Raw genomic sequence first — 15761 nt, forward strand, 5'->3', positions numbered from 1 at the left:
TGTTAATAGAAAATATTAGTACATAAAACGATTCATAAAGCGAAGTCTATCAAATTTTTGAATCGATGTTTGATCTACCCTTTTTCCAATGCGGGCCATTAGGCAGTTGGCAGGGTGCGAACATATTTCTGGGTCATCGGTCGCATACCATATAAGGCCGCCAGCGCTCATCATTTTTTCCATTACTTTGCGATACTCCCAGACGTTGAGGCCTGTCCGTTTTAAGTCCCAATGCCAGTAATATTCCGTTGTAATGATGATGTAATCTTCCATTGCATCATCCATCATGGAAACGATCAGAAGGTTTTTGCCGACTTGATAACCGCGGAAGTCGGGAATTACTTCGATTGCACCTAACTCTATTAAATTTTCCATATTTCCTTCTGACCAACGCTCGAGCGGATCAGGATAAAGAAAAGTGACGTAGCCAACAATCGTTTGATGGTGACGCGCAATAATAATTCTTCCTTCTGGGAGGCGAGCGATGTCGATTAATGCTTTGTGCTGCTGCTGTGGCTGGCGAAATGCGGTTAGGTCATGATGAAATTCATAGCTTGCTAACTTTTCAGACGATACCGGTCCCTCAATGATGAGAGTCCCTTTTGGTGTTTTTAGTTCTTTTGCATTATACGTTTTTTTATGTTCCATTAGGACACCACCTGATTCAGCTTTTTCTCCTAGTCCCATTATACATAAAAATACAGGAAGTAAAGCGTTTTCAAAGAAATTTCTCAGCCTGTAAGTTGAATTTTTTAAAAATTGAGAATTTACATAAGTTGTACTATAATGGAAATGTAATCATTTACATAAAGGGGGAAACAAGGGGAATGAGAGTAGAAATGCTATCAGTCATACAAGGGGATCATAACTTAAAAAATTATGAAGAAACATACCGCAATTTTGACTGGTCGGAGGCTGAAAAAGCTTTTTCGTGGGCGGAAACCGGTCGGGTGAACATGGCTTATGAAGCGATTGACCGCCATGTGGAGACGTTTCGAAAAAATAAAATCGCCCTTTATTATCGCGATGCTTCGCGAGAAGAAAAATATACGTTTAAGGAAATGAAAGAATGGTCGAACAAAGCAGCGAACGTCTTAAAGCAAGTAGCCGACGTCGAAAAGGGAGACCGTGTTTTCGTATTCATGCCGCGCTCTCCTGAGCTGTATTTTGCGATTCTTGGCGCTATTAAAGCCGGCGCGATCGTCGGACCGTTGTTTGAGGCGTTTATGGAGGGAGCTGTGCGCGATCGCTTAGAGGACAGCGAAGCGAAAGTGATTGTAACAACCCCGGAATTGTTGCCGCGCGTTCCAATCGGTGAGCTTCCAGCGCTAAAGCATGTTTTATTAGTAGGAGAAAATGTTGTAGAAGAAGGGCCGTACATTGATTTTAAAAAGCGGATGAATGAAGCGAGTAAACATTTTGACATTGAATGGGTTGATCGTCAAGATGGCTTAATTTTGCATTATACATCCGGATCGACAGGAAAGCCAAAAGGCGTTTTACACGTTCATAATGCAATGATTCAGCACTACCAAACAGCGAAATGGGTGCTTGATTTAAAAGAAGATGATGTGTATTGGTGTACGGCAGATCCAGGCTGGGTAACCGGAACATCATATGGCATTTTCGGTCCGTGGCTATGCGGCGCTTCTAACGTGGTTGTCGGCGGCCGTTTTAGCCCAGAAGCATGGTACAAAACGATCGAGGATTACGGGGTGACTGTTTGGTACAGCGCTCCAACAGCGTTTCGCATGCTGATGGGAGCGGGGGATGAAATTGTTAAAAAGTTTGACTTAAGTTCGTTGCGCCATATTTTAAGCGTGGGCGAACCTTTGAACCCGGAAGTGGTACGCTGGGGTATGAAGGTATTTCATCGCCGCATTCATGATACGTGGTGGATGACAGAAACAGGAGCGCAGCTTATTTGTAATTACCCTTCGCTGGAAATTAAGCCGGGATCAATGGGGAAACCAATTCCGGGAGTAAAGGCAGCAATCATTGATGATCAAGGAAATGAATTGCCTCCTTACCGCATGGGGAATTTAGCGATCCGAAAAGGATGGCCATCAATGATGAAGACAATTTGGAATAATCCGCAAAAGTATGAATCTTATTTTATCGGAGATTGGTATGTTTCCGGAGATTCCGCCTACATGGACGAAGACGGTTATTTCTGGTTCCAGGGGCGCATTGATGATGTTATTATGACTTCAGGCGAGCGCGTTGGTCCATTTGAAGTGGAGAGCAAGCTTGTGGAGCATCCAGCAATAGCAGAAGCCGGCGTAATCGGAAAGCCGGATCCAGTTCGCGGTGAGATTATTAAAGCGTTTATTTCCCTTCGCGATGGATATGAGCCATCCGAGGAGCTGATTGAAGACATTCGCATGTTTGTGAAAAAAGGCCTAGCTGCCCATGCGGCTCCGAGAGAAATTGAGTTTCGTGATAAATTGCCGAAAACGCGCAGCGGTAAAATCATGCGCCGCGTCCTTAAGGCATGGGAGTTAAACTTGCCGACTGGCGATTTATCTACGATGGAAGATTGATAAAAAGCTGACCGACGAGATCGGTCAGCTTTTTATATTATTGGCTAGCTTTTTGTTCTTGCGCGGCTGGTAGAGACGAGGTTGGTTGCTCTGTTTTTTTAGTTTTATCTGTTGTATTTTGTTTAGAAACAATATTCGAAGGAGCAGATTCATTTCCAGCGATATCGACAGCTGTTACGTAATAAACGCCGCTAGTAAAACGATCTTTAAATGATAGCGGTTGCCCTGATTTGATGGATGTTACCATTTGAAATGGCACCCCTTCGTGTTCTGCACGGTATACGCGATAGCCGATTACATCGCTTTCATGATGGGCAGACCACGTTAACACTTGATTTGACATTCGCGCAACAGGCGGATCAGGACGTTTACCATTTTCATTGAGTGGTTCGGCAGCAAAGGTTTTTGACCATTGTACTGATTTTGGAAGCAGTTTTTCTATATCGTTGCGTTGAACCCCTAATTTTTTTAGTAACTGTTCATCGAGTAGGACTCCTTCTGTCACAAATTCGCGCGGTGTTGTATTGAGAGCAACATACCGCTTTCCATTTGCTTCAACGAACCGACCTGTTGTAAGGGAATGATCTTCTTCAGTTGGTGTGAATTTTGTGTTATATAGATCGTAGCTCACTAGCCCTGCTTTTGTGCACATCTCCGATGGAAGAAGTCCAGAAACGGCACAATATGCGCGGCGGACGATTCCGCCCGGCATGTTAAATCGCTGTTTTGGAGCAATTAAGTCTGGCTTTGCGTCGTAGGCGGTGTTCATGAGTTGAGCCCATAACAGCAAATTCCGTTTGCTATAGGACAACCCTTTATATGTCAGCTCCAACGGCATTGGTGTATCATATCCCATCCAGACGCCAAATGTAACGTTTGGATTTGTAGCGACAAACCACGCATCTTTGTTGTCTTGCCCTGTCCCAGTTTTTCCAGCCCAATCAGCCTGAAATTTCAAGAATGACGGAAGAGCGGCAGCCGTTCCGTGACGGATGACATCTCTCATCATATCAATTGTCAAATAAGATGTTTGCGGCGAAAAGACGTTGACCGGCTGACTTTTATGTTCATATACGACTTGTCCATCTTTTGAAACAATTTTTTCGATCAAGTACGCATCCACGAATGTTCCGTAATTGCCGAAAGTAGCATAAGCATTGACATTTTCTTCAACAGTGACGCCTTTTGTCAAAGCGCCTAGCGCCATCGACAAGTTCGCCGAATCGGCTTTTGTTAGGCTTGTAAACCCCATTTTTTCTAGATATGTGATCGGTCGGTGCTGAATGATCTTCATATACGTCCTAACCGCAGGAATATTATAAGAATATTGCAAAGCACGTCGGGCTGATACGAGTCCATGTGTTTGGCGGTCTGCATTTTTCGGGCTGTATATGCCTTGTGATGTCGGAATATGAAGTTCGACGTCAGGAATGACAGACCCCGGTTGAACGACCCCCATTTCCATAGCGGGCGCATATACAAGCAACGGTTTCATCGTTGAGCCGTTAGATCGGTATGCTTGTGTAGCATGGTTTAGTTGTTGGCGGTGATAGTCTCTGCCACCTACGAAGCTAATAATTTTTCCCGTTTTATTCTCAATTAACATTGCTCCGACTTCCACCGGTTCTACCTTTGTAACAATAGCACCCGTTTTCTGATCTTTTTCTCTTGTTATAATGTTGCTTCCGAAATACGGATATTTAGCGACAACGGCTTGCATGCGGTCGTAAATGTCTTTATCAATCGTTGTATAAATATCGTATCCATTTTGCCGCAGCTGCTTTTCTGCTTTTATCGCATACTCTTTATAAAGGGCAGGATTGTCTTGCAAATCCTTTTTCTCATAGCCGTCTTTTTTGGCTAGGACAGCAGCTAAAATATCTTTCGCACGCTGCTCAATCTCCATCGTCAGCCACGGATACTTTTCAAATGGCGACGGCCGCGGAGGGGCGAAATGTTTGGCTACATCATACTTCAACGCCTCATCGTATTGCTTTTGGGAAATGTAGCCGGCCCTTTTCATTCTTATTAAAACGGTTTTCATACGTTGTAGCGCAGGAGAAAGATCTTTCTTTACTTGCCCGTCACTTGTAAACGGAGTATACCCGAACGGGCTTTGCGGGAGGCCCGCCAAAAAGGCTGCCTGGGCGAGATTTAAATCCTTGGCGTCAACACCAAAAACCCCTTGCGCTGCTGCTTGGATGCCGGCAATGTTTCGTCCGGATGAATTTCTTCCGAACGGAACAACGTTTAAATAGGCCTCTAAAATCTCGTCCTTGCTAAAAAAGTGCTCGAGCCGAAGGGCAAGCAAAATTTCTTTAGCTTTGCGCTCAAACGACACTTCATTTGTTAAAATTTGATTTTTAACGAGTTGCTGGGTTAATGTGCTTCCACCTGTGCGTGTAGAGGAATTTGCTGCTTCTTGAAATAGGGCACGCGCAATCGCCTTTGGGACAATTCCATGATGATCATAGAAGTACTCGTCTTCTGTTGCAATAATCGCTTTAATGACATAAGGTGAAACATTTTTTAATGGCACTTCTTCCCTCTCTATATCGGAACGAAAACTCCCTAAATATACATTGTTGGCAAAATAAATGTGGGTCGTCTCCTCGTAGTTGTAAATGTCTTTTTTCATTTCTTTGTAAGAAGGAGTGTGCATATTTTTGACGAGCGAAGCGAAATAGCCCGCGCCGACACCGAAGGCAAAACAGGTTGCGCATATAAACAAAACTATAAACACAAGGAACACATTCCATATAATTTCATATACCATATACAGATTGCGTAACATCGCTTGAAAGGAAAACGTTTGCTTTACTTCCTCCATATATGCCCCCTATGTAAAGAAAAATATGTCTAAAAATTAGTTTTATTATATCATACAATGTGTCTAATATTATGTTTTTTTGTCATTTTTCGACGAACAGTTTGACAACTTAGACGGATTATGGTAAAAACGAGTATATCAAAAATGAAAAGATACAGGCGATGACAGGAATAAGTAGTGTTTATCTCCCTGTTTCAGAGAGCTAGTGGCCGGTGTGAACTAGTACAAAGATAAACATGAATTACCTCCTCGAGCTTCTTTTGCGAACGGCTCTGTCTAGTAGCAAAAGACGGTCAGTACCGTTATTGGAATGAAGTGAGGGAGCTTTATGCTCTCTAAGTAGGGTGGTACCGCGATATAAACTCGTCCCTTCGTTTGAGGGACGGGTTTTTTATTTTAGATGAAGAGGTGAAGAGAATGGATTTGCTAAAGGAGTTAGAGTGGCGCGGTCTTATTAATCAAGTGACGGACCACGAAGGATTGGAGGAATTGTTATCCGAGGAGAAAGTGAGTTTATATTGTGGATTCGACCCAACGGCTGATAGCTTGCACATCGGGAGCTTACTGCCGATTTTGACGCTAAGAAGATTTCAATTAGCCGGCCATCGCCCTATTGCTCTTGTAGGCGGAGCGACAGGACTGATTGGCGACCCAAGCGGCAAAAAAAGCGAGCGCTCATTGAACGAAAAAGAAGTAGTGCAGCAATGGAGCGAAAAAATTAAAGAACAGTTATCCCGCTTTTTAGATTTTGATGTGGCGGACAATCCAGCGAAGATCGCAAACAATTATGAATGGATTGGTGAGCTCGATGTGATTTCGTTTTTGCGCGATGTCGGCAAAAACTTTGGCCTGAATTACATGCTGGCAAAAGAGTCGGTGCAATCACGCATTGAAACGGGAATTTCTTTTACAGAATTCAGTTATATGATTTTGCAATCTCTAGATTTCTTAAAGCTATATCAAAACGAAAATTGTAAATTGCAAATTGGCGGCAGCGATCAATGGGGCAATATTACTGCCGGATTGGAGCTTATCCGAAAAACAGAAGAGGATGCTAAAGCGTTTGGTTTAACGATTCCGCTCGTGACAAAAGCGGATGGTACAAAATTTGGAAAAACAGAAAGCGGCACAATTTGGCTAGATCGTGAAAAAACATCTCCATACGAGTTTTATCAATTTTGGATTAACACCGATGACCGTGATGTGATCAAATACTTAAAATACTTTACATTCTTAACAAAAGAAGAGATTGAACAACTAGAAAAAGAGGTGCAGACAGCACCGGAAAAACGTGCAGCACAAAAAGCGCTGGCGGAAGAAGTCACAAAGCTCGTACATGGGGAAGAAGCGTTGCAACAGGCTATTAAAATTTCCGAAGCGCTATTTAGCGGAAGCATTTCCGAACTAACAGCTGATGAGATTAAGCAAGGATTTAAAGATGTCCCTTCTTTTGAATACGAAGGAGAGGAAGTATCGCTATTAGAGTTGCTTGTTATGAGCGGAATTGTTTCATCAAAGCGTCAGGCGCGCGAAGATTTAGCAAACGGCGCTATTTATGTAAATGGTGAACGAGTGCAAGATGTTAATAAGATATTAACGCGTGAAGATCGCATTGAAGGGCAGTTTACAGTAATTCGCCGCGGAAAGAAAAAATACTACTTAATTAAATACAAGTAAAAAACTCCCTCTGGAAATGTTTCCAGAGGGAGTTTTTGCATTAACGAGAGTAGAACTCAACGATTAACGCTTCGTTAATTTCAGCAGGCAACTCAGAACGTTCAGGTAAACGAGTGTATGAACCTTCTAATTTCTCAGCATCTAATGTCAAATAGTCAGGTACAAAGTTGTTTACCTCTAGCGCTTCTTTAATAATTTGCAGGTTGCGAGATTTTTCGCGAACTGCAATGGTTTGTCCAGGTTTCACGCGATAAGATGGGATGTCTACACGATTTCCATCAACTAGAATGTGACCATGGTTTACTAATTGGCGAGCTTGACGGCGTGTGCGCGCAAAACCTAAACGGTAAACAAGGTTGTCAAGGCGAGATTCAAGAAGAATCATGAAGTTTTCACCGTGTTTACCAGCCATTTTTCCAGCTTCTTCGAACGTTTTGCGGAATTGACGCTCGTTCACGCCATACATATGGCGAAGTTTTTGTTTTTCTTGTAATTGTAAACCGTATTCAGAAAGTTTTTTGCGTTGGCCTGGACCATGTTGACCTGGCGCATAAGGACGTTTTTGCAACTCTTTACCTGTGCCGCTTAGAGAGATGCCAAGACGGCGAGAAAGTTTCCACATTGGACCTGTGTAACGAGCCATTGATATGCTCCTCCTTCGCTTTTATTTTAGGTAAAATAAAAGCAGACGTGATCAACAATTACGGTCATTTTGTTTTCATGTATCCTCGCTCTAGCAGCTAAGAGTTACACGATACACCTCTAATCAGAGGAACAAAATGAACACATAAAGGTGAACACTAAGGCTGCTATATTTTACACAAACGCTATTATATGATTTTTATAAAATAAAGTCAATATTTTATTTCTTTGCTATAATCCCATATGTTATAATAAATGATGTAATTTTTTGAAAAAAATTTTCACCCCTTTCAATAAATGGTGGTATCGTTTCATGAATATAAGACTATATGATGTAGGTGGATGGAATGATGAAAGTAGAGGAACAAGAGGCATACACCGCTTTCAAAGAAAAGTTTTTTGATTGGCTGCTACTATATGAAGACTACGGACACTTTTCAAAAATGATGTTGAATTTGCTTCTGTTATTGAAACAAGAGCTGATGGTACGGGAAGTGACGTTATTTTTGTTTGATCCCATCAAAAAGACTTTTTACCCTGAGGTAACAACAAGAGAAGGCGATATTTTATCTGTTGAAATTCAAACAACCCATCCAGAAAAAAATATATATGTTCATGATTATGGAGAATATACGAGCGTCCAAATTTTTCTTCGTCGTTCTGAAGAATTTATCGGTGTACTGCAAATTCTGTATGAAAGCCACCAGCAGTGGAGTCTGTCATTTTTTGAGAGAATTGAAAAAGATTTTTCGCGCCTATTAAGCAAAATGAAACGGATTTCACGAGGATTAAGTGAAGAAAAGCGTTATGAGCGTCTTCATCACTTTACAGCCAAGATCCATGCATCCATGAAAATTGAAGATGTGCTGGAAGAAATTATTGAAACGTTGCGAGAAGTATACCCTTCGTTTACGTATTATTTATTTTTATCCCACGATCACCAATATCATGACCATTTACCTATTAAAATGTTAATGTTTGAAAACGATGAAGAAAATATAGGTGCAATGCAGGCGTTCTTAACAGGGAAAATTCAGTTAGAAGACTCAATTGCGCTCCAACGATCAATTTTATATGCCCCGATTAAAGGGGCTCAAGGTGTTTACGGAGTGATTGAGATTATCGCGCCGCATATTATGGAATTTCCAAAAAGTGAAATGAACTTTATCTCATTGTTGGCAAATACAGCGGGAAGCGCATTAGAAAACGCCAAACTATATGAGCAGTCCCGGCGGCTTGTTGCCGATTTGCAGCTAATCAATGAAACGATGCACCGTTTGAACGCTAATTTGCGCTTGCAAGATGCCTTAGAATTTATGACAGAGCAAATCAAACTTTCGTTTGGAGCAGAAGAGGTCGGTTTTTTTCTGTTTGATAGCGAAAAGAAAAAAATGTTGCCAGGAAGCACTCCTTTTTTTCAATCGCGCCAGGCTAAAAAATATATTGAGTTCGTTTCGAAGAGAATTCGCACAGAGCGGGACATGGTATTTTTAGGGGAAGCGAAAATCGATGCATCGCCACCTTTTCCGCTTTTTCATTCGTTAATGGCTGTGCCGATGGTGCAAAACGGGAGGTTAAAAGGTGTTGTTATCGTTCTGCATCGACAACCGTATCATTTTACATTTGAAATGTTTAAATTGCTGCAATCTTTAATTCATCATTCTACGCTGGCCTTTACGAACGCGATGTTGCGTGAAGAGTTGGAGAATCTTGTTGTCACTGATTATTTAACAAAATTATATTCCCGTCATTATTTGGACGAACAATTACAAAAATCGATGGAGCGAGACGCTTTTGGCACATTTATTTTAATCGATATCGATAACTTTAAAGAGATTAACGACACATATGGGCATCAAACAGGAGATGATGTCATTATTCAGGTAGCGAATGTAATTAAACAGAATATTCGTGAAAGCGACATTGGAGCCCGCTGGGGAGGAGAGGAATTAGCGATTTATTTGCCAAAAGTAGGTCTTGCTACGGGCATTTCAATTGCTAATCGACTTGCGACAAAAGTGAGAAATGAAACGAATCCGCCTGTTACTGTTTCTTGTGGTGTTTCATACTGGAAAAAAAATCGTTATGAGGAAGCAACAGATTTGTTTAAACGAGCAGACGAAGCGCTTTATATGGCTAAACGATCCGGTAAAAATTGCGTGTTTGTCAAAGATTATCACCACCAATATAAAGCGTAAAAAGGAATCCGCTTAGCTGGATTCCTTTTCTTTGCGACCATTAGACTATTCATGCGAAGAAATTAACGCTTCAACAAATTTTTCTAAGTAATACCGATCGATATCGTCAAAACGGTTTTTAATTGGGCTGTCAATATCTAAAACGCCGATTACGCATCCATTCTTCATCATTGGAACGACGATTTCCGACCGGGATGCGGCGTCGCAGGCAATATGTCCAGGGAAAAGGTGCACATCGGGGACAAGTTCTGTTTTTTTATTTTGCGCTGCCGTACCGCAAACTCCCTTGCCAAACGGAATGCGTACGCATGCCGGCAGTCCTTGGAATGGACCTAGTACTAGTTCTTCGCCTTCTGCTAAATAAAAACCAACCCAGTTAACTTGTTCTAAAAAATGATTTAACAAGGCAGAAGCGTTGGCCAAATTAGCAATAAAGTTTGCTTCTCCCTCAATAAGGGCGCGAAGCTGTTTAATGACTAGTTCATAGTTCTCTTCCCTTGTTCCGTTATAACCTGTTATATGAAACAAAAAAATCGCCTCCTCATTTAGATTTAGTACAATTGGAGAGAACGTTTTAATTTAATATGCACTCATTCTATGATGAATAAGGGAAACTTTCAAATGAAAGCTTCATTGACCATCACGTTCCTCCCTTGATGTAGATCGTTGGCACAGTGGGCATCCGAACCGTAAATGAGAGGAATGTTTCGCTTCATTGCTTCATGAACAACCCAGTGCGGCGGGTATGGCTCTTGGCAAAGCGGTTTTTGAACGCCGGCACCGTTATAGTCAAGCTCATAATGGCGAATTTGAATTTGATCAAGAATGCGTAAAATATGTTCATTCATAGGAACGGAACAAGGAAACTGTTTTTGAAATTTTTGAATGAGAGTGAGATGACCGATGCGTTTCGGTTTGTAAGGACCAAGATCGGCACAAACAGATTGCAGCAAAGTCTGGTAGTAAGCTTCGTATACATGCGAAACAGAGCCAAACGCTTTCACGATTGCTGAAAACATATCAGTGTTATAATCTACACAAAAATATTGATCGTTAAAACGCAGAAAATGCACTGATAAGATGCTGTCGTCGAGTTCTGGACCGATTTCGTCAAGAAAGCGAGCAGTTTCTTCCTCGTAGCCGACAATAAAATCGATCTCAAGTCCTATCCGAATCGTAATATCATTTTTATACATTTTTTTTAATTCGTTGAGCGACGACAAATATGGATCAAGCTGCTTGAAAGTCATCGCGCTATCTTGAGCGGGAGTTGGATCAACAAATGTTTCTGGGAGCGGGGCGTGTTCCGTAAATGAAATATCTTTATATCCTAATTCGATCGCTTGTTCAACATATTTCTTTAATGGATCACGGCTCCCGTGCGGACAAAATGGTGTATGAATATGTCCGTCGCGCAACATCATCACTCCTTAGAGGGATAGTAAATTGAAAAAAATGAAGATTCCTGTAAAAAAAATTTAAAATTTTAATCAAAAAATGTCGTTAACATGGTATCATAAAAGCATTAAAAAAACATTATGTCAATGTTTTTTGCCTTCTCGATAGACCGTTTTTTTATTCTTTAATCGACTAACTCGGGTGCAAGGAGGCTTCTTATGGAAATCGCGGTTATGCTTTTACTCCTCGCTAGTGGAGGAATGATATATAACTACGCATATCGAAAGAAATTGTATCGTGAAATTGATCGTTTAGAAGCATGGAAAATTACTATTATGAATCGTCCAGTTACGGATGAGCTTTCTAGAGTAAAGCAACTAAATATGACAGGCGAAACAGAGCAACTGTTTGAAAAATGGCGTCAGCAGTGGGACGACATCGTAGCATCACGGCTTCCATCGGTGGAGGAAGAGCTGTTTGACGCTGAAGAGCTCCTTGATAAGTATCGCTATGGAAAAGCAAAAGAGGTGCTGCGCGGCATTGAGCAAACGCTTCGAAAAGTAGAAGAAGACATTCAAGCGATTCTTCACGAACTCGAGGAGCTCATCGGCAGCGAAGAACAAAACCGCACAGAAATAGAGCAGCTAAAAGTTGCGTACCGTGACACAAAAAAGGCGCTGTTAGCCTATCGCCATACATTTGGGGTGGCCGAGGAAAAGTTAACGGAAAAACTAGATGCTATTCATAACGAGTTTCAAAAATTCGAAGAGTTAACGAATACAGGAAATTATTTAGCAGCAAGAGAAGTTGTTCTTTTTCTGAAAAAAGAACTGAACGAGTTGTCACAAATGCTGCATGATGTCCCGGAATTGCTGAACGATTGTGAAACGACAATCCCAGCGCAGCTTGCGGAACTTTTAGAGGGATATAAAGAAATGGAAGAAGCCGGATACATACTTTCTCACCTTCATATAGAACGAGAAGTGGCGGAAAAACAGGAAAAGCTGCAGCAATATATTCAATTAATTGGGGAACTTCGCGTCGAAGAAGCAAAACAAGCCATTGAAGAGACGAAGGAAGAAATCGAAACGCTTTATGATTTACTAGAAAAAGAAGTGATAGCCCATCGTTATGTTCAAACAGAGATGAAGAGTATTGAAGAGCAACTTTACGATTTAGGCGAAGAAGCGAAAGAGACTGGCGCGGAGACATTATTGGTACAGCAGATTTACCGCTTGTCCGAGCAAAACCTCGAAAAACATCGCAGCATGGAAAAACAAATTCAACAACTAATAAAACGTTTCTCCCTTATCCAAGAACGGGTTATGGAGGGAAAAACGGCTCACACAATCATTAAAGAAGAAATCGAGCAGCTTTTTGGCCAAGTTCAGATGTTAAAGGAGGAGCATGAGCAGTTCCGGGAAATGCTCCAAGCATTGCGTAAAGATGAGCTAACCGCTCGCGAAAATTTGAATTCTATGCGAAAAAAATTATCAGAAGCGGTTCGTTTAGTTAGAAAGAGCCGTCTGCCGGGCCTTCCGGAAGCGTATAAAATCCGGTTAGATGAAGCGAAGGAATTGCTGACAAAGGTTGCTTTGCGACTTGACGACAAACCGCTTAATATGGAAGCAGTTAATCAAACGTTAAAGGAAGCAGCAGATTTAGTGGAGAGCGTCTATGTGGTAACGGTGAGCATGATAGAACAGGCCGAACTTGTCGAAAAAGTGATTCAGTACGGCAACCGCTATCGTGGCCGCTATCCGGCTGTAAAGAAAGGTCTCGAAGAAGCGGAATTGCTGTTCCGTAGCTATGATTACGAACAAGCTCTCGAACAAGCAGTGGCGACTGTTGAGAAGGTGGAACCTGGTGCTCTAGAACGCATTCGCCAAATTTTAGAAGAAGGATCGAGCCAAAAAAATTCATAGAACGAAGCCGATAAGTATCTGCCCTAATAGATATTTATCGGCTTTTTCGTGAATAATGTAATTGCGGTTGCACGATTTTGTTTTTATTATATTCGTACGAGCATTGATTATTCGGAGGGTGGAAGGCATGATTTATTTAGATAATAGCGCAACAACAAAGCCATTTCCCGAAGTCGTTGAATCATTCGTGACCGTAGCAACAAAATATTTCGGCAACCCTTCCTCGCTCCATGAATTAGGGATGAAAGCGGAAAGGTTGTTAGAACAATCGCGGGAACAAACAGCCGCGTTGTTAGGGGTTAAGACAAATGAAATTATTTTTACGTCAGGCGGCACGGAAGCAAACAACTTTGCAATTAAAGGGGTGGCTTTACAATATCGCCGGCGAGGCAATCACATTATTACAACAGCGATTGAGCACCCGTCTGTTGCAGAGCCGTGCAAACAATTAGAAGAACTTGGGTTTGAAGTTACATATTTGCCCGTCAATGAAAAGGGAAGGGTCGATGTGGAAGAACTTGCCCGAATGATTCGGGATGATACAATCCTTGTATCGGTGATGCACGTAAATAATGAGGTAGGTTCGATACAGCCGATTGAACAAATTGGTCAATTACTTACCCGGTACCCGAAAACGATATTTCATGTTGACCACGTACAAGGAATCGGAAAGGTTCCCCTTGATTTAAAAAAAGCGCATGTCGATTTATGTACGATGTCGGCTCATAAATTTCATGGTTTGCGGGGGGCTGGCATTTTATATGTTCGCGATGGCGTTCGAATTTCTCCGCTCTTAGCGGGGGGAGGCCAAGAGTTGCAGCTTCGTTCTGGTACAGAAAACGTGGCGGCGATTGTGGCTATGACAAAAGCGCTTCGTTTGTCACTTGAGGCCTACAAACGGAAGCTTCCGCATTTATTGGCGATGAAAGAGCGCTGGATGAACGAATTAAACGAAATTGCTGACATTCAGCTAAATACGCCATCTGATTGCTCTGCGCCGCATATTATCAATTTTTCACTGAACGGTTTAAAATCAGAGGTATTTGTTCATGAATTGGCTAAACAACAAATTTTCGTTTCCACTACATCAGCCTGTTCGTCGAAAAGGAGAGCGCCGAGCAAAACGTTATTGGCGATGGGCATGGAGTCGAAAAAAGCCGAAAGTGCGATTCGAATCAGCCTATCATATGAAAATACTATGGAAGAAATTTCTGTGGCTGTTCGTTCCATCAAGCAAGCGCTAAAAAAACTAAAAGAAGTAACGAGGTAGAGAAGATGAAGTACGATCGCATTTTAATCAGATATGGAGAAATGTCAACGAAAGGAAAAAACAGAAATCGTTTCGTCGTACGATTGAAGCGGAATATCGAAAAAAAATTAAAGTCGTTTTCAAATATAAAAATTGAATATATGCGCGACCGAATGTACATTTTATTGAATGGTGAACCTCATGAAGAAATCCTTGAGCAGCTGAAAACAGTGTTTGGAATTCAATCATTCAGCTTGGCGATGAAATGTGAAAACGACATCGAACTAATCAAAGCAACGGCATTAGCGGCAGTGCAACAGCTGCCTTATGAAGGCAAAACATTTAAAGTAAGTGCCAAACGAGTAGATAAACAATTTCCTTTAGGAAGCAACGATTTGAACTATGAAATCGGCAGCCATATTTTGCGTAATACGGAATCCTTGACTGTTAATGTTCGCGAACCGGATATTAACGTGCGGGTTGAGGTTCGAAAAGACGGGACGTATGTAACGTGCCGCGATATTCTTGGCGCAGGGGGGCTTCCGATCGGCACGAGTGGAAAAGCGATGCTAATGTTATCAGGCGGTATTGACAGTCCAGTGGCTGGATATTTGGCGATGAAACGGGGATTGGAAATCGAAGCTGTTCATTTTTTCAGTCCGCCGTTTACAAGTGAGCGGGCGAAGCAAAAAGTGATCGATCTAGTGAAAAAACTGACGACGTTTGGCGGAAAAATGAAGTTGCATATTGTTCCATTTACAGATATTCAACAAGCGATTCATCGGCAAGTACCTGATGGCTACTCTCTTATTTCAGCAAGAAGAATGATGTTAAAAATTACAGACTTACTGCGGAAAAAACATAACGGCTTAGCGATTGTTACAGGAGAAAGTCTTGGGCAAGTAGCTAGCCAAACGCTTGAAAGCATGTTTGTCATTAATGAGATGACAACAACCCCTATTCTTCGTCCGCTAGTTTCGATGGATAAAACGGAAATTATTGAAATAGCTAGAAAAATTGATACGCATGATATCTCAATTCTTCCATATGAGGACTGTTGTACCATTTTTACTCCAAGCGCACCAAAAACAAGGCCTAAACGGGAAAAGGCGGCTTATTATGAAAGTTTTGTTGATTTGATGCCGCTGATTGACGAAGCGATTGCGAACACGGAAACGTTGATCATTGACGAAACATTTACGACAGTAGATGAGTTTGAGGAGTTATTTTAAATATAAAAAATTACCAAAAATATAAATGCATGATTTCATGTGTTTTCACACAATCTATAGACACAAG

Annotated in this window: 11 protein-coding genes and 1 other annotated feature; of the genes, 6 read left to right on the forward strand and 5 right to left on the reverse strand. The window is 41.6% G+C overall.

Annotation, left to right across the window (positions count from 1 at the left end; all coding sequences use genetic code 11):
* Positions 1 to 15: 15 nt before the first annotated feature.
* Positions 16 to 648: a GNAT family N-acetyltransferase gene (locus N667_RS0111035; RefSeq protein ID WP_027409629.1), complete on the reverse strand. Its 633-nt coding sequence runs from the start codon at positions 646 to 648 to the stop codon at positions 16 to 18.
* Positions 649 to 827: 179 nt separating this feature from the next.
* On the opposite strand from N667_RS0111035, the gene acsA reads away from it, so the two are divergent.
* Positions 828 to 2543: an acetate--CoA ligase gene (acsA, locus tag N667_RS0111040; RefSeq protein WP_027409630.1), complete on the forward strand. Its 1716-nt coding sequence runs from the start codon at positions 828 to 830 to the stop codon at positions 2541 to 2543.
* 37 nt (positions 2544 to 2580) lie between these two features.
* Here the strand turns inward: acsA and N667_RS0111045 are convergent, their stop codons facing one another.
* Positions 2581 to 5373, reverse strand: coding sequence for a transglycosylase domain-containing protein (locus tag N667_RS0111045; protein ID WP_027409631.1), 2793 nt, complete (start codon positions 5371 to 5373; stop codon positions 2581 to 2583).
* A gap of 152 nt (positions 5374 to 5525) precedes the next feature.
* Positions 5526 to 5747 (forward strand) — a binding site (T-box leader).
* A gap of 43 nt (positions 5748 to 5790) precedes the next feature.
* On the opposite strand from N667_RS0111045, the gene tyrS reads away from it, so the two are divergent.
* A complete protein-coding gene (tyrS, locus tag N667_RS0111050) occupies positions 5791 to 7050 on the forward strand; it encodes a tyrosine--tRNA ligase (protein ID WP_027409632.1) in 1260 nt (419 codons plus the stop codon).
* Between the two features lie 40 nt (positions 7051 to 7090).
* Here tyrS and rpsD read toward each other — a convergent pair whose 3' ends face one another.
* On the reverse strand, positions 7091 to 7693 hold the full coding sequence (gene rpsD, locus N667_RS0111055; RefSeq protein WP_027409633.1) for a 30S ribosomal protein S4: 603 nt from the start codon (positions 7691 to 7693) through the stop codon (positions 7091 to 7093).
* Between the two features lie 349 nt (positions 7694 to 8042).
* Between rpsD and N667_RS0111060 the strand changes: the two genes are divergently transcribed.
* Positions 8043 to 9890 carry a sensor domain-containing diguanylate cyclase gene (locus N667_RS0111060; RefSeq protein WP_027409634.1) on the forward strand — a complete coding sequence of 616 codons (1848 nt, stop codon included), beginning with the start codon at positions 8043 to 8045 and terminating at the stop codon, positions 9888 to 9890.
* Between the two features lie 45 nt (positions 9891 to 9935).
* Here N667_RS0111060 and N667_RS0111065 read toward each other — a convergent pair whose 3' ends face one another.
* Positions 9936 to 10418 carry a GAF domain-containing protein gene (locus N667_RS0111065; RefSeq protein ID WP_027409635.1) on the reverse strand — a complete coding sequence of 161 codons (483 nt, stop codon included), beginning with the start codon at positions 10416 to 10418 and terminating at the stop codon, positions 9936 to 9938.
* 89 nt (positions 10419 to 10507) lie between these two features.
* Positions 10508 to 11308: a histidinol-phosphatase HisJ gene (gene hisJ, locus N667_RS0111070; protein ID WP_027409636.1), complete on the reverse strand. Its 801-nt coding sequence runs from the start codon at positions 11306 to 11308 to the stop codon at positions 10508 to 10510.
* Positions 11309 to 11506: 198 nt separating this feature from the next.
* Between hisJ and ezrA the strand changes: the two genes are divergently transcribed.
* From ezrA to thiI, 3 genes are all read left to right on the forward strand, one after another.
* Positions 11507 to 13213 (forward strand): septation ring formation regulator EzrA, encoded by a 1707-nt coding sequence (gene ezrA, locus N667_RS0111075; RefSeq protein ID WP_027409637.1) that lies wholly within the window; start codon positions 11507 to 11509, stop codon positions 13211 to 13213.
* Between the two features lie 127 nt (positions 13214 to 13340).
* Positions 13341 to 14483, forward strand: coding sequence for a cysteine desulfurase family protein (locus N667_RS0111080; RefSeq protein WP_027409638.1), 1143 nt, complete (start codon positions 13341 to 13343; stop codon positions 14481 to 14483).
* Positions 14484 to 14488: 5 nt separating this feature from the next.
* Complete coding sequence (gene thiI / locus N667_RS0111085) at positions 14489 to 15694, forward strand: tRNA uracil 4-sulfurtransferase ThiI (RefSeq protein WP_027409639.1); 1206 nt, start codon at positions 14489 to 14491, stop codon at positions 15692 to 15694.
* The last annotated feature ends 67 nt before the right edge of the window (positions 15695 to 15761 follow it).

Origin of the sequence: Anoxybacillus tepidamans PS2, from assembly GCF_000620165.1 — a bacterium.
Lineage (GTDB): Bacteria > Bacillota > Bacilli > Bacillales > Anoxybacillaceae > Anoxybacteroides > Anoxybacteroides tepidamans_A.